Source organism: Chelativorans sp. ZYF759 (assembly GCF_012911015.1).
Lineage (GTDB): Bacteria > Pseudomonadota > Alphaproteobacteria > Rhizobiales > Rhizobiaceae > ZYF759.
Map to the genome: position 1 here is coordinate 45,770 of NZ_WVVV01000003.1, position 16,927 is coordinate 62,696.

General features: G+C 65.4%; 20 protein-coding genes and 1 pseudogene. 13 read left to right on the forward strand and 8 right to left on the reverse strand.

From position 1 onward, the window contains the following. Positions 1 to 2: 2 nt before the first annotated feature. Positions 3 to 251 carry a DUF1344 domain-containing protein gene (locus tag GRZ55_RS06360; RefSeq protein ID WP_169286079.1) on the reverse strand — a complete coding sequence of 83 codons (249 nt, stop codon included), beginning with the start codon at positions 249 to 251 and terminating at the stop codon, positions 3 to 5. 172 nt (positions 252 to 423) lie between these two features. Between GRZ55_RS06360 and aroC the strand changes: the two genes are divergently transcribed. Then, positions 424 to 1,521, forward strand: a complete 1,098-nt coding sequence (gene aroC / locus GRZ55_RS06365) for a chorismate synthase (protein WP_169286080.1) — start codon at positions 424 to 426, stop codon at positions 1,519 to 1,521. A gap of 29 nt (positions 1,522 to 1,550) precedes the next feature. After that, a complete protein-coding gene (gene ribB / locus GRZ55_RS06370) occupies positions 1,551 to 2,651 on the forward strand; it encodes a 3,4-dihydroxy-2-butanone-4-phosphate synthase (protein ID WP_169286081.1) in 1,101 nt (366 codons plus the stop codon). Positions 2,652 to 2,695: 44 nt separating this feature from the next. Here the strand turns inward: ribB and GRZ55_RS06375 are convergent, their stop codons facing one another. After that, positions 2,696 to 3,916, reverse strand: a complete 1,221-nt coding sequence (locus GRZ55_RS06375) for an MFS transporter (protein ID WP_169286082.1) — start codon at positions 3,914 to 3,916, stop codon at positions 2,696 to 2,698. Between the two features lie 119 nt (positions 3,917 to 4,035). On the opposite strand from GRZ55_RS06375, the gene GRZ55_RS06380 reads away from it, so the two are divergent. The 7 genes from GRZ55_RS06380 to dxs all read left to right on the forward strand — a co-directional run bounded on the left by GRZ55_RS06380 (position 4,036) and on the right by dxs (position 9,545). Next, the gene (locus GRZ55_RS06380; protein ID WP_169286350.1) at positions 4,036 to 4,638 is read left to right on the forward strand and encodes a TetR/AcrR family transcriptional regulator; all 603 of its coding nucleotides are present in this window, start codon (positions 4,036 to 4,038) and stop codon (positions 4,636 to 4,638) included. 82 nt (positions 4,639 to 4,720) lie between these two features. After that, the gene (locus GRZ55_RS06385; RefSeq protein WP_169286083.1) at positions 4,721 to 5,647 is read left to right on the forward strand and encodes a histone deacetylase family protein; all 927 of its coding nucleotides are present in this window, start codon (positions 4,721 to 4,723) and stop codon (positions 5,645 to 5,647) included. 2 nt (positions 5,648 to 5,649) lie between these two features. Further along, positions 5,650 to 5,901, forward strand: a complete 252-nt coding sequence (locus GRZ55_RS06390) for an exodeoxyribonuclease VII small subunit (protein WP_169286084.1) — start codon at positions 5,650 to 5,652, stop codon at positions 5,899 to 5,901. A gap of 72 nt (positions 5,902 to 5,973) precedes the next feature. Further along, positions 5,974 to 6,219 (forward strand): type II toxin-antitoxin system Phd/YefM family antitoxin, encoded by a 246-nt coding sequence (locus tag GRZ55_RS06395; protein WP_368856595.1) that lies wholly within the window; start codon positions 5,974 to 5,976, stop codon positions 6,217 to 6,219. Beyond that, a complete protein-coding gene (locus GRZ55_RS06400; protein WP_169286086.1) occupies positions 6,216 to 6,608 on the forward strand; it encodes a type II toxin-antitoxin system VapC family toxin in 393 nt (130 codons plus the stop codon). The genes GRZ55_RS06395 and GRZ55_RS06400 overlap by 4 nt, the downstream gene beginning before the upstream one ends. 16 nt (positions 6,609 to 6,624) lie before the next feature. Then, complete coding sequence (locus GRZ55_RS06405) at positions 6,625 to 7,542, forward strand: pirin family protein (protein ID WP_169286087.1); 918 nt, start codon at positions 6,625 to 6,627, stop codon at positions 7,540 to 7,542. Between the two features lie 92 nt (positions 7,543 to 7,634). Further along, the gene (gene dxs / locus GRZ55_RS06410) at positions 7,635 to 9,545 is read left to right on the forward strand and encodes a 1-deoxy-D-xylulose-5-phosphate synthase (RefSeq protein WP_169286088.1); all 1,911 of its coding nucleotides are present in this window, start codon (positions 7,635 to 7,637) and stop codon (positions 9,543 to 9,545) included. A gap of 13 nt (positions 9,546 to 9,558) precedes the next feature. Here the strand turns inward: dxs and GRZ55_RS06415 are convergent, their stop codons facing one another. Together GRZ55_RS06415 and GRZ55_RS06420 are read right to left on the reverse strand one after the other, a co-directional pair. Further along, entirely contained in the window at positions 9,559 to 10,056 is a 498-nt protein-coding gene (locus tag GRZ55_RS06415; RefSeq protein WP_210257260.1) for a type II toxin-antitoxin system YhaV family toxin, read from the reverse strand. After that, positions 10,049 to 10,375 carry a type II toxin-antitoxin system PrlF family antitoxin gene (locus GRZ55_RS06420; RefSeq protein WP_169286089.1) on the reverse strand — a complete coding sequence of 109 codons (327 nt, stop codon included), beginning with the start codon at positions 10,373 to 10,375 and terminating at the stop codon, positions 10,049 to 10,051. Before GRZ55_RS06420 ends, GRZ55_RS06415 begins: the two co-directional genes overlap by 8 nt. Positions 10,376 to 10,480: 105 nt before the next feature. Between GRZ55_RS06420 and GRZ55_RS06425 the strand changes: the two genes are divergently transcribed. Next, positions 10,481 to 11,239: a TlyA family RNA methyltransferase gene (locus GRZ55_RS06425; RefSeq protein WP_169286090.1), complete on the forward strand. Its 759-nt coding sequence runs from the start codon at positions 10,481 to 10,483 to the stop codon at positions 11,237 to 11,239. Beyond that, positions 11,236 to 12,477: a class I SAM-dependent RNA methyltransferase gene (locus GRZ55_RS06430; RefSeq protein ID WP_169286091.1), complete on the forward strand. Its 1,242-nt coding sequence runs from the start codon at positions 11,236 to 11,238 to the stop codon at positions 12,475 to 12,477. The genes GRZ55_RS06425 and GRZ55_RS06430 overlap by 4 nt, the downstream gene beginning before the upstream one ends. Before the next feature lie 18 nt (positions 12,478 to 12,495). Here GRZ55_RS06430 and GRZ55_RS06435 read toward each other — a convergent pair whose 3' ends face one another. Together GRZ55_RS06435 and GRZ55_RS06440 are read right to left on the reverse strand one after the other, a co-directional pair. Beyond that, positions 12,496 to 13,176, reverse strand: coding sequence for a DUF502 domain-containing protein (locus GRZ55_RS06435; protein ID WP_169286092.1), 681 nt, complete (start codon positions 13,174 to 13,176; stop codon positions 12,496 to 12,498). 84 nt (positions 13,177 to 13,260) lie between these two features. Then, positions 13,261 to 13,968 carry an NAD-dependent deacylase gene (locus GRZ55_RS06440; RefSeq protein ID WP_169286093.1) on the reverse strand — a complete coding sequence of 236 codons (708 nt, stop codon included), beginning with the start codon at positions 13,966 to 13,968 and terminating at the stop codon, positions 13,261 to 13,263. A gap of 130 nt (positions 13,969 to 14,098) precedes the next feature. Between GRZ55_RS06440 and GRZ55_RS06445 the strand changes: the two are divergent. After that, positions 14,099 to 14,275, forward strand: a pseudogene (locus tag GRZ55_RS06445) (antitoxin Xre/MbcA/ParS toxin-binding domain-containing protein); the annotation flags it as partial. Positions 14,276 to 14,486: 211 nt separating this feature from the next. Next, on the forward strand, positions 14,487 to 14,915 hold the full coding sequence (locus GRZ55_RS06450; protein ID WP_169286094.1) for a VOC family protein: 429 nt from the start codon (positions 14,487 to 14,489) through the stop codon (positions 14,913 to 14,915). Positions 14,916 to 14,924: 9 nt separating this feature from the next. Here the strand turns inward: GRZ55_RS06450 and tldD are convergent, their stop codons facing one another. Next, a complete protein-coding gene (gene tldD, locus GRZ55_RS06455) occupies positions 14,925 to 16,340 on the reverse strand; it encodes a metalloprotease TldD (protein WP_210257245.1) in 1,416 nt (471 codons plus the stop codon). 112 nt (positions 16,341 to 16,452) lie between these two features. Next, positions 16,453 to 16,893, reverse strand: coding sequence for an invasion associated locus B family protein (locus GRZ55_RS06460; RefSeq protein WP_246734582.1), 441 nt, complete (start codon positions 16,891 to 16,893; stop codon positions 16,453 to 16,455). Positions 16,894 to 16,927: the final 34 nt, after the last annotated feature.

Consider the following 16,927-nt stretch of genomic DNA (forward strand, 5'->3'; position numbering starts at 1 on the left):
CGCTATTCCATGATGTCCATGTCGGTGATCTGACGCTGGCCCTCGACCTGGTCGTAGGCGATCAGCACTTCCGATCCGACATCGATCGCTTCCATGTTGAATTCACCGGGCAAGCGATAGGTCGCTCCATTGTCGAGCGTGATCGTCATGGCTTCGGTGTCGATGGCGGTTATCTGACCTTCGTCGCTGGCTGCGGCTGAAATACCGGTCATGGCGAGAAAAGCGGTAAGGGCTGCAACTGCAAGACGCATGAATCCATCCTCTCGATCGATCGCCGCGCTAAAAGCGGCCTGATGTCCCAATCCGCGACGCATAGCACGGTGATTGTGGCAAAACTACCGACCGGATGGGGCGTGGGTTTGACCCGACCGGGAAAGCCCAATAGAAGCGGTCGAAATCCGCCAGCCGGGCAGTTCACTTTTCATGTCGCACAACACTTTCGGCCACCTGTTCCGCGTCACCACCTGGGGCGAGAGCCATGGCGAGGCGATCGGCTGCGTCATCGACGGCTGTCCGCCCGGGATCGGCTTCACGCTCGCCGACATCCAGGCCGATCTCGACCGACGCAGGCCGGGCAAGTCGCGCTTCGTGACCCAGCGCCGCGAGCCGGACACCGTGCGCGTTCTCTCCGGAGTCCTGCCGGGCAACGACGATGAGCTGATAACCACCGGCACGCCGGTCTCGATGATGATCGTCAACGAGGACCAGCGCTCCAAGGATTATGGCGAGATTGCCCGGCAGTACCGCCCGGGCCATGCCGATTTCGCCTACGATGCCAAATACGGCATCCGCGACCATCGCGGCGGCGGCCGCTCCTCCGCGCGCGAGACGGCGATGCGCGTGGCGGCCGGCGCGCTGGCGCGCAAGGTGCTCCCAGGCGTCAGCATCAAGGCCGCGCTCGTCGCCATGGGCGAGAAGGAAATCGACCGGGCCAACTGGAACTGGGATTTCGTCGATTCGCCCGAAAACCCTTTCTTCACGCCGGACCCTGCCTCCGTGCCGGTCTTCTCCGACTATCTGGACGCCATCCGCAAGGCGGGCTCGTCCGTCGGTGCCGTCATCGAGGTGGTGGCCGAAGGCGTACCTGCCGGGCTCGGCGCGCCGATCTACGCCAAGCTCGACCAGGACATCGCGGCGGCCCTCATGTCGATCAACGCGGTCAAGGGCGTGGAGATCGGCGACGGGTTCGCCTCCGCCCGCAACAGCGGCGAGGGCAACGCCGACGAGATCCGCATGGGCAATGACGGCAAACCGATCTTCCTGTCGAACCATGCCGGCGGCATCCTGGGGGGCATTTCGACCGGCCAGCCCATCGTCGCCCGCTTCGCGGTGAAGCCGACATCGTCCATTCTCACGCCGCGCCGGTCGATCGATGCCGAGGGCCGGGACGTCGAGATCGTCACCAAGGGCCGGCACGACCCGTGTGTCGGCATCCGCGCGGTGCCGGTTGCCGAGGCCATGCTGGCCTGCGTGCTGGCCGATCACTATCTGCGGCACCGTGGCCAGACCGGCCGGGCCTGATCCAATCAACAAGATGCTGGAAAACAACCATGCCATATGACCAGAAACGCGTGGTGGACGCGATCCGTGCCTTCGAGCGCGGCGAGATCGTCGTGGTCATGGACGATGACGGGCGCGAGAACGAGGGCGACCTGATCGTCGCCGCGGTGCATTGCACGCCCGAGAAGATGGCCTTCATCGTGCGCCACACCTCCGGCATTGTCTGCACGCCCATGCCGCGCGAGGAGGCCAGGCGCCTCAATCTCGCGCCGATGGTGGCCGAAAACGACGCGCCGCACGCCACCGCCTTCACCGTGAGCGTCGATTTCAAACACGGCACCACGACCGGCATCTCGGCCGAGGACCGCACGCTGACCGTACGCAATCTCGCCAATCCCAATGCCGGTCCGGCGGATTTCGTGCGTCCGGGACACATCTTCCCGCTCGTGGCGCGCGAAGGCGGGGTTCTCATGCGCTCGGGCCACACCGAGGCGGCGGTCGATCTGTGCAAGCTTGCCGACCTGCCGCCCGTCGGCGTGATCTGCGAACTCGTCAATGATGACGGCTCCGTCATGCGCGGGCCCCAGGTCTCCACCTTCGCGGAGACGAACGGTCTCAGGCAGGTCTCTGTCGCCGACCTGATCGCCTACCGGCAGCGCAAGGAAACCCTGGTCGAGCGGCTCGACAGCTTTGCCATCCAGACGCCGGCCGGCAAGGCGACCGCCTATACCTACCGTCTGCCCTGGGACACGATGGACCATCTTGCCATCGTCTTCGGCGACATCCGCGATGGCGTCGACATTCCCGTGCGTCTCCATCCCGAAAGCGTGGTCACCGACGTCTTCGGCACGGAGGAGACGCTGCACGGCATCATGCGCAACATGGCCAAGGCCGAGCGCGGCGTCATCATCTACCTGCGCGAGGGTTCGGTCGGCGTCGGCCACCACGAGCGCAACCGTCCGCAGACGGCCGATGCCGAGGCACATCAGGAGGCGGTCGCGCGCGAGCAGGAATGGCGCGAGATCGGCCTGGGCGCGCAGATCCTGCGCGATCTCGGCATCTCGTCGATCAAGCTTCTTGCGTCCCGCCGGCGCCATTATGTGGGCCTGCAGGGTTTCGGCATCGAGATTGCCGACACCGAGATCATCTAGCGCAGACTGGTCCGGGCAGCGCCCGGACCAGTCCGCATTCGCAGTCATTCGGCCGGCTGGTCCATAGGGAGGGGTGTTGCCCGGGCTCCTCGGGCGAGCGCATTATGGCCCAGGAGAACGGTCGAGAGTGCGGCCGCTCCCGCGGCAATCCCGACGAAGAAGCCGCTGCGTCCGCCGGCCACATCGACGACCCACCCGGTCACGAAGGCACCGAGCGCCATGCCGATGCCGATGCCGGCAACCACCCAGGTGATGCCTTCGGTGAGCATGAAGGCAGGCACGCGTCGCTCGATGAGGCCGAAGGCGGTGATGAAGACCGGGGAGATCGCGAGCCCGCTGAGGAATACCGTGAGGGCAAGCGTCGGGACGGTGTGGCCAAGGAGCGGCAGGAGCGCCGTTGCCGCGACCACGAACGTGGCGATGGCAAGCTGGCGCTGCAGCGGCATCGTCCGGTTGACCGCTCCCATCACCAAGCCGACGACGAAGGAGCCGGCGGCATAGACGCCGATGACCAGGCTCGCCGCGCCCGGGCGACCGATTTCGTCGGTGACCGCGATGACGCTGACTTCCGTCGCCGCGAACATGGCGCCGACGAAGATCAGAGCAAGCGTGACGAGTTGCACAGGGACGAGCCGGAGGGCCGAACCCGTCTCGCCGTAACCGGCCGGCTGAACGGCGGGTTCGGTCGAGCGCTGAAGCAGGAAGCTCGCCGTACCGACGATGAGGAAGAGCGTACTGGCCAGCATTCCGGCTTCTGGAAAGAAGGCGACGCTCAGTCCGACGGACAGCGAGGCGCCAGCGATGTAGATCAGCTCCTCGGCGGCTGATTCATAGGCGAATGCCGTGTTGAGCTCGGGCCGGTCGCGGAAGAGCTCCGACCAGCGCGCGCGCACCATCGCGGGCAGGCTGGGCATTGTCGCGGCCAGGAAAGCGAACAGGAACAGGGTCCAGACAGGCCAACGCTGGTTGGTGGCGGCAAGAAGCGCGAGAAAGGCGACCGCGGAGATGGCGGCGGCCGGAGCCGCCACCACGGTCTGGCCGTACCGGTCGACGAGCCTCGAGATCTGCGGCGCCACGAAGGCGTTGGTCAATCCGAAGGTGGCGGCGACGGCACCCGCCAGCCAGTACTCGCCATGCGTCTGCGACAGCATGGCGACGATACCGATCGGCGCCATGGCGATCGGCAAGCGGCCGATGAAGGCAGCCGCGGCGAAACCCTTGGCGCCCGGAGCACCAAAGACTGCAGCATAGGGATTTTTTGGCATCGGGAAATCCTCGCCTTTTTGCTGGAGGTCACTTAGATACGTTGCGTATGTGAAACGAGATAATGACATACGACGCGTATGTAAATTGGCATACGGAGCGTATGTTGATTGGTGCAGAGATGGCGCACAGGCCGAGAGCCGAGATGATCGCGGAAACGCGGGGCAAGTTGATCGCGGCAGCCCGCAAGGCATTTGGCGAGGTCGGCTATGCCGCGGCCTCGATGGACGACTTCACGGCCGCCGCCGGGCTGACGCGCGGCGCGCTCTATCATCATTTCGGCGACAAGAAGGGCCTGCTCGAAGCGGTGATCGAGCAGATCGACGCCGAGATGGGTGCCCGGCTGGCAGAGATCTCGGCGGCGGCGGCCAATCCCTGGGAGGGGTTCGTGGCCGAGTGCGTGGCCTATGTCGAGATGGCGCTGGAGCCGGAAATCCAGCGCATCCTCCTCCTTGACGGGCCCGCGGTGCTGGGCGACCCATCGACCTGGCCGAACCAGAGCGGCTGCATCGCCTCGCTGACGAGAAGCCTGCGGCGTCTTCTGGACGAGGGCACAATCGCGGATGCCGATGCGGAGGCGATGGCGCGGCTCCTCAACGGCGCCATGCTGGAGGCTTCGCTGTGGATCGCGAACGCCGACGACCAGGAGGAAACGTCGGGCAGGGCGGTCGATGCGCTGCGGGCGCTCCTTGACGGCCTGCTGAAGTCGAAACGCCAGGCGTGAGAGGCCTACAAACTGTTGACCGCCGCAGCAAAGGCGCGGCGGCAGGATGGCCTTGGCCCGGCGAAGTGATTATATCGGTTTCATGGTCACACGCCTCTATTCCCATCCGCTTTTCCTCGAACACCTGACACCGCCGGGCCACCCCGAGCGACCCGATCGCTTGCGCGCCATCGAAAAGGTCCTGTCGGACGACCGTTTCGACCGGCTCGACCGGCATCAGCCGGAGCCCGCCGGCCGCGAGCATCTGGTGCTGGCGCATCCCGAATCCCACGTGGACAAGGTGATGAACGCGATCCCCGACGAAGGCATCGTGCGGGTCGACGCAGACACGTCCGTCAGTCCGATGAGCGGGGAGGCCGCACTTCTGGGCGTCGGTGCAGCTGTCGCGGCCGTGGACGACGTGTTCGAAAAGCGCGCCGACAACGTGTTCGTCGCCGCCCGCCCGCCCGGCCACCACGCCGAGAAGGTGACGGCGATGGGCTTCTGCCTGTTCAACAATGCCGCCATCGCCGCACGTCATGCCCAGAAGCGGCATGGGGCGGATCGTGTCGCCATCATCGACTGGGACGTGCATCACGGCAACGGCACGCAGGACATCTTCTGGGACGATCCGAGCGTGCTCTACTGCTCGACCCACCAGATGCCGCTTTATCCCGGCACGGGCGCCAAGGACGAGACGGGTGCGGGCAACATCGTCAACGCACCTCTTTCGGCAGGTTCCGGGTCGGACACGTTCCGAGATGCCTTCCGCGACCGCGTCATGCGCTCCATCGTGGATTTCCACCCCGACCTCATCATCATCTCGGCCGGCTTCGACGCCCATCACCGCGATCCGCTGGCCGAGATCAATCTGGACGAGGCCGATTTCGACTGGGCGACGGCCGAACTCATGGAACTGGCCAACCGGCTGTGTAACGACAGGCTGGTGAGCCTTCTGGAGGGCGGCTACGACCTGCGCGGCCTTTCGAGCTCGGTCGGCGCCCATGTCGGACGGCTGATGCGAGGATGACCATGGCTGAAAACCCCGACGACGACATCAAGGCGATGAGCTTCGAGCAGGCGCTGGAGGCACTCGAGAAGATCGTCGACGACCTGGAGCGCGGCGACGTGCCGCTCGACCAGTCGATCCGCATCTATGAGCGCGGCGAGGCGCTGAAGGCGCATTGCGACCGACTGCTCAAGTCGGCCGAGGACAAGGTAGAGAAGATCCGCCTGTCGCGCGAAGGCAAGCCCGTCGGCACGGAGCCGCTGGACGGCGAGTAGGCTTCACATTGACGCTTAGCTGCGTGCATCCTACCTTAGCCAAGGCTGGCTAAGGAGGTCGAGTTGAGCACCGTGAACATGCTTGAAGCCAAGACCCAGCTTTCCAAGCTGGTCGAAGCGCTTGAATCGGGCGCCGAGAGCGAGATCATCATTGCGCGAAACGGAAAGCCGGCTGCCAAGCTGGTGCCGCTCGACACGGCGCCGACGCGCGGGCGGCGCCTTGGATTCCTGGCTGGCAAGTTCCCACCCATGGACCTCGAAGGCTTTCAGGCCATGGACGCCGAGGTCGAGGCGATGTTCCTGGGCGAGGAGAAGTGAGGCTCCTGCTCGACACGCATGTGGCGATCTGGATACTGACCGAACCCCATCGCGTGCCGGCCGGCGTCAGCGAAGAGATAGCCAATCCCGCCAATCTGGTATCGGTCTCGGCTGCCGCGATCTGGGAGATCGCGATAAAGCATCCGCTGGAGCGGCCCGACAGTCCGCCCTTCTCGGGAAGCGAGGCCATCGGGCATTTCCAGACGGCGGGGTTTTCGGTGCTTGAGGTGAGCGCGGCGCATGCTGCCTTTGTGGAACGCCTGCCACCGATTCACTCCGATCCCTTCGACAGGTTGATGCTGGCTCAGGCTCTGATCGAAGGCATGCAATTCGTGACACACGATCGCCGCCTGTCGCGCTATGCAGTGCCGGTGCTGACCTGGACATGAGGTCGTAACCCGCACCATGAGCTTCTTTCCCGGAAAAGACCCAGAGCCCGGCGATGCCTTCGCCTGCGATGCGATCCAGACTCTGATCGTGCCGCGCTCTCACGATGTGGGCGGGTTCGAGGTGCGCCGCGCGCTGCCGTCGACCAGGCGGCGCCTCGTCGGTCCGTTCATCTTCTTCGACCGGATGGGGCCGGCGATCCTGCGTGCCGGGCAGGGCTTCGACGTGAAGCCGCACCCACATATCGGGCTGGCCACCGTCACCTATCTCTTCGACGGCAAGGTACGCCACCGCGACTCGCTGGGCACCGAAATGGTGATCGAGCCGGGCGACGTGAATTTGATGACGGCGGGGCGCGGCATCGTCCATTCCGAACGCATGCCGGAAGAGCTGCGCGGCTCCCCGATGGGCATGTCGGGCCTGCAGACCTGGCTGGCGCTGCCGGAGGACAAGGAGGAGATCGCGCCGCTCTTCGAAAACACCGCCCGCGACATGCTGCCCGAATTCGCCGATGACGGCGCCTCGGGGCGGGTCGTGATCGGCGAATTCTCGGGCCTGAAATCGCCGGTCCGGACCGCCTCCGAGACGCTCTATGTCGACATCAGCCTCGCGCCCCGCGGTCGGGTGCGCATTCCCTCCGCGACCGAAGAGCGCGCCATCTACGTGTTGACGGGTGACGTCGATATTGCCGGCGACGTCTTTCCCGCCGACCGCCTGCTCGTCTTCCGCCCCGGCGACGAGATCGTCGTCTCGGCACCGCGCGGCGCGCATCTGATGCTGTTCGGCGGCGCCGCGCTGGGTTCGCGGCGCTACATCTGGTGGAACTTCGTCTCCTCGTCGAAAGAGCGCATCGAGCAGGCCAAGGAGGAGTGGCGCACCGGCCGGTTCGACATTGTTCCGGGCGACGCGGAGGAGTTCATTCCGCTGCCGGAATAGGCCTCGACGCCGGCTCACGGACGCGCGCGCATTTACACAGCGCCGGTGACGCACTATGTCCTGCTCAATCCCGCGCAGAGACAGGCCCAGCCTTGACCAAGCCAGACACACCCCTTCTCGACACGATCAATCTGCCCGCCGACCTCCGCCGACTCGACGAGCGCCAGCTGCCCAAGGTCGCCGAGGAACTTCGGCTGGAACTGATCGATGCCGTCTCTCAGACCGGCGGGCATCTCGGCGCCGGTCTCGGGGTGGTCGAACTGACCGTGGCCCTCCACCATGTCTTCGACACACCCCATGACCGGGTGATCTGGGATGTCGGTCACCAGGCCTATCCGCACAAGATCCTGACCGGCCGACGCGACCGCATCCGCACGTTGCGCCAGGAAGGCGGGCTGTCGGGCTTCACCAAGCGCGACGAGAGCGAATACGATCCCTTCGGTGCCGCGCATTCCTCGACCTCGATCTCGGCCGGTCTCGGCATGGCGGTCGCTCGTGACCTGAAAGGCGAGAAGCGCAACGTGATCGCGGTCATCGGCGACGGTGCCATGTCGGCCGGCATGGCCTATGAGGCGATGAACAATGCCGGCGCGCTCGATGCAAGGCTCATCGTCATCCTCAACGACAACGACATGTCGATCGCGCCGCCATCGGGTGCCATGAGCCATTATCTGGCCCGGCTAGCCTCTGGCGCGACCTATGCCGGCATGCGCGATCTCGGCAAGAAGCTGACGGCGCATCTGGGCAAGCGGGTCGACCGCGCCGTCACCCGCGCCGTCGAGCATGCGCGCGGCTATGTGACCGGCGGCACGCTGTTCGAGGAGCTGGGCTTCTTCCACATCGGTCCCATCGACGGTCACAATCTGGAGCATCTGGTGCCTGTGCTGCGCAATGTGCGCGATCACGGCACGGGACCCGTTCTCATCCACCTGATCACCCAGAAGGGCAAGGGCTACGCGCCAGCCGAAGCCGCCGCCGACAAGTATCACGGCGTGTCGAAATTCGACGTCATCAGCGGGGCGCAGGCGTCGGCCCCTTCCAACGCGCCCGCCTATACCAAGGTCTTCGCCGAGGCGCTGATCGAAGAGGCGCGCGACGATGACAAGATCATCGCCGTCACCGCCGCCATGCCGTCCGGCACCGGGCTCGATCTCTTCGGCGAGGCCTTTCCCGAGCGCACCTTCGATGTCGGCATTGCCGAGCAGCATGCGGTGACCTTCGCCGCCGGACTGGCCACGGAAGGGCTGAAACCCTTCGCGGCGATCTATTCCACCTTCCTCCAGCGCGCCTACGACCAGGTCGTCCACGACGTGGCGATCCAGAAGCTGCCGGTGCGCTTTGCCATCGACCGGGCGGGCTTTGTCGGCGCCGACGGTGCGACCCATTGCGGCGCCTTCGACGTCACCTATCTGGCAAGCCTGCCGGGTTTCGTGGTGATGGCGGCCGCCGACGAGGCAGAACTGAAGCACATGGTGCGCACCGCCGTCGAATATGGCGAGGGACCGCTCTCGTTCCGCTATCCGCGCGGTAACGGCGTGGGCGTGGAGATGCCCCAACGCGGCAAGGCGCTGGAGATCGGCAAGGGGCGCATCCTGCGCGAAGGCACCAAGGTGGCGCTGCTTTCCTTCGGCACGCGTCTGGCCGACTGCCTGGCGGCCGCCGAGGAACTCGAGGCCTCGGGTCTCTCCACGACGGTGGCGGATGCCCGCTTCGCCAAGCCGCTGGACGAGGATCTCGTCGCGCGGCTGGCCCGCGAGCACGAGGTGCTGATCACGGTGGAAGAGGGCGCGATAGGGGGCTTCGCCACCCATGTCCTGCACTATCTCGCCCATGCTGGCCTGCTCGATCACGGGCTCAAGGTCAGACCGCTCGTGCTGCCGGATGTCTTCACCGATCATGGCAAGCCCGAAAAGATGTATGCCGCCGCAGGTCTCGACCGCGCGGGCATCGTGGGCGCGGTCTTTGCCACACTCGGCCGGACACAGAGCGCGGCAACGGCGTGAAATTCAGCTTAGCCTAGATACTGCCTTCGGCATCGGATCGGACCTTCCCAGCGCGGGACCGTGAAGACCTGCTTTGTGCCAGCAAGCCGTTCCAGTCGTCCGGCGGCCGCCCGCGCGCAAGCATCTTTCGGAACACCGCATAGGCATCGGACTTCGCGCCATAGGCGCGTCTTGTTGTCTCGTCATTGACCCAGGCGATCACGATGATCCTCGCGCTTTCCTGGTATCGGAAGAACAACCGGTATTGCTGGAAGAACTTGGCGCGGAACCAATGCCGGTAGTCGCCGCCGAGCGTGTTTCCCATCCGGAAGTCCGGGTGCGTTGGATCGGAAGGGATGATCTCGAAGGCAAGTCGATGAACGGCTGTGAGCAGCTTGGTCGAGGTGCGCTTTCGGTACCCTTCTGGATCCTTTGCCTTCGCCGCTTCCACCTCCGCCAGCAGAGCCTCATACTGATCAAGGAAAAAGGGATGGAGATAGATACTCCACCCGTTGATCCTGATGTCAGTCATCTGTGAGAGGGGCATCGAGATCGATGTCCACCCCTTCGACCAGCTTGCTGCCGCGATCAACAATCTCGCGCGATGCCGGCACCAGCGCGTCTGGCCGGGCCATCATGTCGCGTTCAAGAAAGGCCAGGAAGCGGCCGATGACGGGATCGGCAGCATCGTCGCCATCGGGCTTTGGCGCAATGGTAACGGTCCCGTCCTCCATCTGCCGGAACATGACTTTGCCGTTCCGTTCAAGCCCAAGCGCCTTGCGGATCGCAGAGGGCACAGTCGTCTGGCCACGTTCGGTGATCGTCGCTTCGATTTCCAGCAGCTTGCCCATGGAGCCTGTTCCCATATTGATCAGCGACTAAGGTAATGCGTTTGCATTGTGCCATCAAGATGGTTCTGGCCTTGCCTGGAGGGCCCGATTGCCGCATCAAGCCCCATGTCCACCGACACCACCACCCGCCTCCGCCTCGACGAACTCCTCGTGGAACGAGGCTTGTTTGCGTCGCGCTCGCGTGCACGCGACGCCATCCTGCGCGGCACGGTGAAGGTTGACGGGCGGACTGAGACCAAACCCGGCAGGACCGCCGCGCCCGATGCGAGCATCGAGATCGCCGATCCGGCACTGGACTATGTCTCGCGTGCGGCGCTGAAGCTCGTTCGCGGGCTCGATGCTTTCGGGATCGATGTCAGGGGCACGCAGGCGCTCGACATCGGTGCCTCGACGGGTGGGTTCACCCAGGTGCTGCTTGAGCGCGGCGCGGCGCATGTGACGGCGATCGATGTCGGCCATGGGCAATTGCATCAGCGCGTTGCCGATGACCCGCGGGTGACCGCGATCGAAGGGCTGAATGCGAGGGACCTCGCACCGAGCCATCTGCCTTATGGCGCGCCGGACGTGATCGTGTCCGATGTGAGCTTCATTTCGCTGAAGCTCGCATTGCCCCCGGCGCTCGATCTTGCGGCGCCGGGTGCCAGGGGCGTCTTTCTGGTGAAGCCGCAATTCGAGGCAGGGCGCCAGGCGATCGGCAAGGGTGGCCTGCTGCGCGATCCGGCGGACGCGGAACGCGTGGCGGAAGACATGCGTTCGTGGCTCGACGCCTTTCCCGGCTGGCGCGCCGTGGGCATCGTCGCGTCGCCCATAGAAGGCGGCGACGGCAACCGCGAATTCCTCCTTCATGGCGAGAAGCACCGATGAGTACCCGCCTGACCGTTCAACGTCTCGGCGCCCAGGGCGACGGCATCGCCGACACGCCGCGCGGTCCCGTCTTCGTGCCCTTCGCCCTGCCGGGCGAGACAGTCACCGCCGCGATCAACAAGGACCGCGCCGATCTGATCGCCGTGATCGAGGCCTCGCCGCAGCGCGTCGAGCCCACCTGCCGGCATTTCGGCACCTGCGGCGGCTGCGAATTGCAACACCTGGAAGAGGGCGCCTATCGGACCTTCAAGCGCGAGACGGTCGTCACGGCCCTGCGCCAGCGTTCGCTCGACGTCGATGTCGAAGGCCTGATCGCCTGTCCGCCCGCGTCGCGGCGCCGCGTGACGTGGACTGCACTTCGAACAGAGGCCGGGATGCAACTCGGCTATCGCAAGGCGCTTTCGCACGAGATCGTGGACATCGAGGAGGATCCGATCGCGGTGCCGGCGATCGAGGGCGCGATCGATCTCGTCCGCGAACTGGCGGGTGTCGTCTGCGCCACGCACGATGCCTTCCGTCTGGCCATCAGCGCGACGGCCTCCGGTCTCGACATCGCCGTGTCCGGGGCAGGCGAGATGTCCGCGGCCAGGCGCCAGAAAGCCACGCAATTCGCCATCGCCAAGCGGCTCGCGCGCCTCTCCTTCGAGGGCGAGATCGTCGTGGAGCCACAAAAGCCGCAGATCCTGATCGACGATATTGCGGTCAATCTGCCGCCCGGCGGATTCCTCCAGGCGGTTGAAGTGGCGGAACTGGCGATGGCCGACCTGGTGACCGCGCATCTTCGCAAGGCCAAGAAGGTGGCGGATCTGTTTGCCGGCATCGGCACGTTCGCGCTCCGGCTCGCGCGCCACTCGTCGGTTCACGCCGTCGAGGGCGAGGCGGCTGCCCTGGCCGCGCTCGACCGCGCCTTTCGCCATGCCGCGGGCCTGAAGACGATCACCAGCGAGCGGCGCGATCTCGCCCGACGGCCCCTGACCTGGAAGGAGCTGAATGGCTTCGACGGTCTCGTCTTCGATCCGCCACGCGCCGGTGCGGAAGACCAGGCGCGCCAGATCGCCCGGAGCGACATCCGCTATGTTGCGGCCGTGTCGTGCAATCCGGCCACGCTCGCCCGCGATCTTTCCATCCTCGTGGAAGGCGGGTACCGCCTGATTTCCGTCACGCCGATCGATCAGTTCCTCTGGTCGCACCATGTCGAGGCGGTAGCGCTTCTGGAAAAGCCAAAGAAGCGGCGTTAGCCAGCGCGCGCCATGCCGTCACTTCATCTCGGCGTCCTGGGGCCGGGTCTCTTCGTCGATCCACTTGATCGGGATCGTGTCGGGTGACATGGCGCCGCCGGAGACGATGAAGGCCATCGCCTCATTCTTGGTCCAGTCGAGCCATGTGAGCCGGCTGGTGGGCACGATCTCCACATATCCGGACGTGGGGTTGGGTGTCGTGGGCACGTAAACGGCCGCCAGCTCGGGCTGGTCGTCGGTCGCGGCAAACACCTTTGTCACCAGGCCGACGGTGCGCATATGCGTGCCGGGAAACTCGATCAGCACGACACGGTTGCCGGAAGGCGTGCCGTTACCGCCGCCGATCGAGCGGACCAGCGTCTGGGTCGCGCCGTAGATCGTGCGCACGACAGGTACGGCCTCCACGATGCGGTCCATGATCTTCAGCATGCGCCGGCCGATCACGACATTCGTTGCGCGACCGACCACGTAGAGAATGATCAGCGCCATGACGAGGGCGATCGCCGACTGGAACCATCCGGCGGCCAGCAGATCGGAGAATTGCGGCGACGTCGGGCGCATCGCGCGGGCGAGCGCCAGCGTCGCCGGTCGCCCGAGCCAGATCAGGATGTCGAAGATGAACCATACGATCCAGACGGTGACCCCGAGGGGTATCACGGTCAGGACGCCCGCGATGATGTGTCTGCTGAAGGATTGCATCCGAGCGCTTTGTCCCTGTTTCTCCACCGCCGGTCGCGGCACCATGGCAACGCGCAAGCAGCGCCAAGGCTCCACGGGGGTGGTTTACGAGGTCTCGAGCAGCCGATCCACGAAGGCCGGCACGATTTCGGTGGCGCGGCCATGAATAGCCTCCGCAAACGAGGCCGCGGTCTCCGACGGTTCCAGGTTGAGTTCCAGGGTGTGGGCGCCGTTCAATCGCGCTTCCTCGACGAAATCGGCGGCCGGATAGACGTGGCCGGAGGTGCCGATGGCGACAAAGAGATCGGCTTCGCCCAGCGCCCGGTAGATGCGATCCATCTGGTAGGGCATCTCGCCGAACCAGACGACGTCGGGGCGCAGGCGCCCGGCGCTCTCGCATTGCGGGCACCTTGAATCCACCGTCATGTCGCCCGGCCAGCGCGAGCGCATGCCGCAGGCTTCGCACAGGGCCGAGCCCAGTTCGCCATGCATGTGGACGAGGCGCCGGGAGCCGGCTGCCTCGTGCAGGTCGTCGATATTCTGGGTCACGAGCAGGAGATCGCCCCTGAACCCGGCTTCCAGCCGCGCCAGCGCGTGATGGGCCGCGTTGGGCTGCACGCCGGCCATGGCCCGCCGCCGCTTGTTGTAGAAGTCGCGCACCCGACCGGGGTCGCGGGCAAACGCATCCGGCGTGGCGTAGTCCTGCCAATTGACCATGGACCAGAGTCCGCTCTTGTCGCGAAAGCTCGGAATGCCGGATTCGACGGAGATCCCGGCGCCGGTGAGGATGACGATGGAGGAGGGGAGGGGCATGGGGAAGGTTCGTTCAGTTGGCGAAAGATGGCGGCACCAGCATGCAGTTTGGACTGTCGGTAGCAACCGGTGACATGCTGAAATAATGGAGGCGAAGGCTATGGTGACTAGAAAAGATCAAGACGTGAAGCGGATTCTGGAGATGGCGGCTGAGATGGCTGGTGGGGAGGATCAAGCCGCGATCTGGTTCAAGCACCAGCCCATCCCAGGCTGGGCGGGCAAGACCGCCTACGACCTCGTCCGCGAGGGAAAGGCCGACAAGGTGCTCGCTTATCTCGAGGCTGCCCGCGCTGGCATTTATGCTTGATGGCGCTCGCCGCCACCTTCACTCTCGCGCGCGATGGGTGGATGCATTGCGTTGTGGCGATGGAATAGTTCGGGCGCGCCGCGGCTCGAGATCATCGACCCCGATCGGCGGATGCCCAAGTCGGCAGCATCATGGCTGTAGTCTTCACTTCCGCCATTGACCACCGCCACGCGACGGCTAGCCTCCGCCCTCGACGTGACAGGAGGATGCAATGGAGACCCATGAACTTCATCGCGGGCGGCTGATCGACCACATCCAACTGGTCGTGCGCGACATTGACGCAAGCCGTCGTTTCTATATGGCCATCTTCGGCGCGCTCGACATCCCGATAGGCGGCGAGGGCCCCGGCTATTTCTGGGTCGACGAATTCGTCGTCTCGTCTGCCGACAGCGAGGCGGCGGCCGGACAACTGACGGGCCGGCACCACGTGGCCTTTCAGGCAGGCGACCGCGGGTTGGTGGAAGCGTTCCACGCAGCGGGTCTTGCGGCCGGCGGCAGGGACAACGGCACGCCCGGCGAGCGCAGCTATCACCCCGGCTACTATGCCGCCTTCCTGCTCGATCCAGACGGCAACAACATCGAAGCCGTCTTTCACGGGGAAGCGAAGCGCAGCGCCGCGTCGGTGAAGATCAGCTTCTAAGCCGCAAACCTACATCTGCGTGCCGCCAACCGTCATCGCGTCCATCCTCAGATGCGGCTGGCCGACGCCGACGGGGACGCCCTGGCCGGCCTTGCCGCACATGCCGATGCCGGTGTCGAGCTTCATGTCGTTGCCGACCATGGAGACGCGGTGCATCGCATCCGGTCCGTTGCCGATCAGCATGGCGCCCTTGATGGGGGTCGTCACCTTGCCGTTTTCGATCATGTAGGCTTCCGTGCAGGCGAAAACGAACTTGCCGCTGGTGATGTCGACCTGGCCGCCGCCGAAGGAAACGGCGTAGATGCCCTTCTTGACCGAGGAGATGATCTCTTCGGGGGTGTGGTTGCCCGCCGTCATGTAGGTGTTGGTCATGCGCGGCATGGGTTCGTGGGCGTAGGATTCGCGCCGGCCATTGCCGGTCGCTTCCATTCCCATGAGACGCGCGTTCTGGCGGTCCTGCATGTAGCCGACCAGCTTGCCATCCTCGATGAGCACGGTGCGGTTGGTGGGCGTGCCCTCATCGTCGATGGTCAGCGAGCCGCGCCGTTCCGTCATGGTGCCGTCATCGACCACCGTCACGCCCTTGGCCGCGACCTGCTGGCCCATCAGGCCCGAGAAGGCGGAGGTCTTCTTGCGGTTGAAGTCGCCTTCGAGCCCGTGGCCGACCGCCTCGTGCAGCATCACGCCCGGCCATCCCGCGGACAGAACGATGTCGAAGGTGCCGGCGGGCGCGGGCGCGGCCGACAGGTTGACCAGCGCCTGGCGCAGCGCCTCCTCGGCGCCATGCCTCCACCTGTCCTCGGCAATGAACGCGCCGAACGATTTGCGGCCGCCCATGCCGTAGGAGCCGGTTTCCTGGCGGTCGCCATCGCCCACCACGACCTGAACGCTGAAGCGGACCAGCGGGCGGATGTCGCTGGCAAAGCTGCCGTCGCCACGCAGGATCTCAACATGCTGCCAGGAGGCGGCGAGCGATGCGGTGACCTGCCGCACGCGCGGATCGCGCGCCCTGAGCCAGACATCGATCTCCTGCAGGAGTTTTGCCTTCTCCTCGAAGCCGGGCGCCGCAAGCGGGTTCTCGTCGCCATAAAGCTTCTGATTGGTCCCGGGCGGCGGTGCAGCGAGCTTGCCCGAATAGCCAGCCTTGACGGCCGATACCGCGTCGGCGGCACGCAGCAGCGCGGCCTCGCTCATCTCGCTCGAATGGGCGTAGCCCGTGGCTTCCCCCGCCACCGCGCGCAGGCCAAAGCCACGGTCGGTGTTGTAGTTGGCGGTTTTCAGACGGCCATTGTCGAAGAGAAGAGCTTCGCTTTCGCTCGCCTCGAGAAAGAGTTCGCCGTCATCGGCACCATGGATCGTGTCGGCCACGATGCGGCGAAGCGATTCTTCCGAAATGTCGAAGGATTCGATCAGTCTGGAGGACAAGGTCGGGCTCCCTTTGATGGCTCTCAGGCGCTGATATAGGTTGCCCGGCGCGAGATACACCCACGCACGAGCGAAAGCCGGCCGAGCAGCCGGGGTCGCGCGAACAAGATCGTCAGGGCAGGGCGGCGTAACCCGCGTCGAAGCCTTCGAGCTCGACGGGAATGCCGATGCCTTCTTCCGGGGTCTGGAAGACGATGAAGGTGGCAAGCTCGCCCTGGCGCAGGCTGGTCAGCAAGGGTTCCTCGAGGATGACCTCCGCGTAGCACCCATCGTCGAAGCAGCGCACGAAATAGGCGCGGCCGATGTCCTGTCCGTCGATATTTAGACCGAGACCGTTGGGCAGAAGCACGCCGAGCGGGGCAAGCACGCGCAGGATCTCGGCGGAGCGGTCGGCCGTCTTGAGCACGACCACCGACAGGCCGATCTCGGGACGGTCGTCGGCCACGACATTCTGCATCATCACGCATTGTTCGCTGCTGGCGCCGGGCGGCGTGTCGCAGATGATGGACCATCCGCCATGGGTCGAGCGCACGCCGCTGGCCTCCTGGGCCATTGCGGGCGCCGTCACGCCGAGGCTGACGAGCGCG

Excerpts from the sequence above, each read along its gene's own strand:
- GRZ55_RS06435 (WP_169286092.1), bottom strand. The coding sequence starts at position 13,176 with ATGCAATCCTTCAGCAGACACATCATCGCGGGCGTCCTGACCGTGATA.
- GRZ55_RS06415 (WP_210257260.1), bottom strand. The coding sequence starts at position 10,056 with ATGACTGACATCAGGATCAACGGGTGGAGTATCTATCTCCATCCCTTT.
- GRZ55_RS06440 (WP_169286093.1), bottom strand. The coding sequence starts at position 13,968 with ATGCCCCTCCCCTCCTCCATCGTCATCCTCACCGGCGCCGGGATCTCC.
- GRZ55_RS06385 (WP_169286083.1), top strand. The coding sequence starts at position 4,721 with ATGGTCACACGCCTCTATTCCCATCCGCTTTTCCTCGAACACCTGACA.
- aroC (WP_169286080.1), top strand. The coding sequence starts at position 424 with ATGTCGCACAACACTTTCGGCCACCTGTTCCGCGTCACCACCTGGGGC.
- GRZ55_RS06460 (WP_246734582.1), bottom strand. The coding sequence starts at position 16,893 with ATGGCCCAGGAGGCCAGCGGCGTGCGCTCGACCCATGGCGGATGGTCC.
- GRZ55_RS06425 (WP_169286090.1), top strand. The coding sequence starts at position 10,481 with ATGTCCACCGACACCACCACCCGCCTCCGCCTCGACGAACTCCTCGTG.
- ribB (WP_169286081.1), top strand. The coding sequence starts at position 1,551 with ATGCCATATGACCAGAAACGCGTGGTGGACGCGATCCGTGCCTTCGAG.
- GRZ55_RS06380 (WP_169286350.1), top strand. The coding sequence starts at position 4,036 with ATGGCGCACAGGCCGAGAGCCGAGATGATCGCGGAAACGCGGGGCAAG.
- GRZ55_RS06360 (WP_169286079.1), bottom strand. The coding sequence starts at position 251 with ATGCGTCTTGCAGTTGCAGCCCTTACCGCTTTTCTCGCCATGACCGGT.
- GRZ55_RS06430 (WP_169286091.1), top strand. The coding sequence starts at position 11,236 with ATGAGTACCCGCCTGACCGTTCAACGTCTCGGCGCCCAGGGCGACGGC.
- GRZ55_RS06375 (WP_169286082.1), bottom strand. The coding sequence starts at position 3,916 with ATGCCAAAAAATCCCTATGCTGCAGTCTTTGGTGCTCCGGGCGCCAAG.
- GRZ55_RS06390 (WP_169286084.1), top strand. The coding sequence starts at position 5,650 with ATGGCTGAAAACCCCGACGACGACATCAAGGCGATGAGCTTCGAGCAG.
- GRZ55_RS06420 (WP_169286089.1), bottom strand. The coding sequence starts at position 10,375 with ATGGGCAAGCTGCTGGAAATCGAAGCGACGATCACCGAACGTGGCCAG.
- GRZ55_RS06405 (WP_169286087.1), top strand. The coding sequence starts at position 6,625 with ATGAGCTTCTTTCCCGGAAAAGACCCAGAGCCCGGCGATGCCTTCGCC.
- GRZ55_RS06450 (WP_169286094.1), top strand. The coding sequence starts at position 14,487 with ATGGAGACCCATGAACTTCATCGCGGGCGGCTGATCGACCACATCCAA.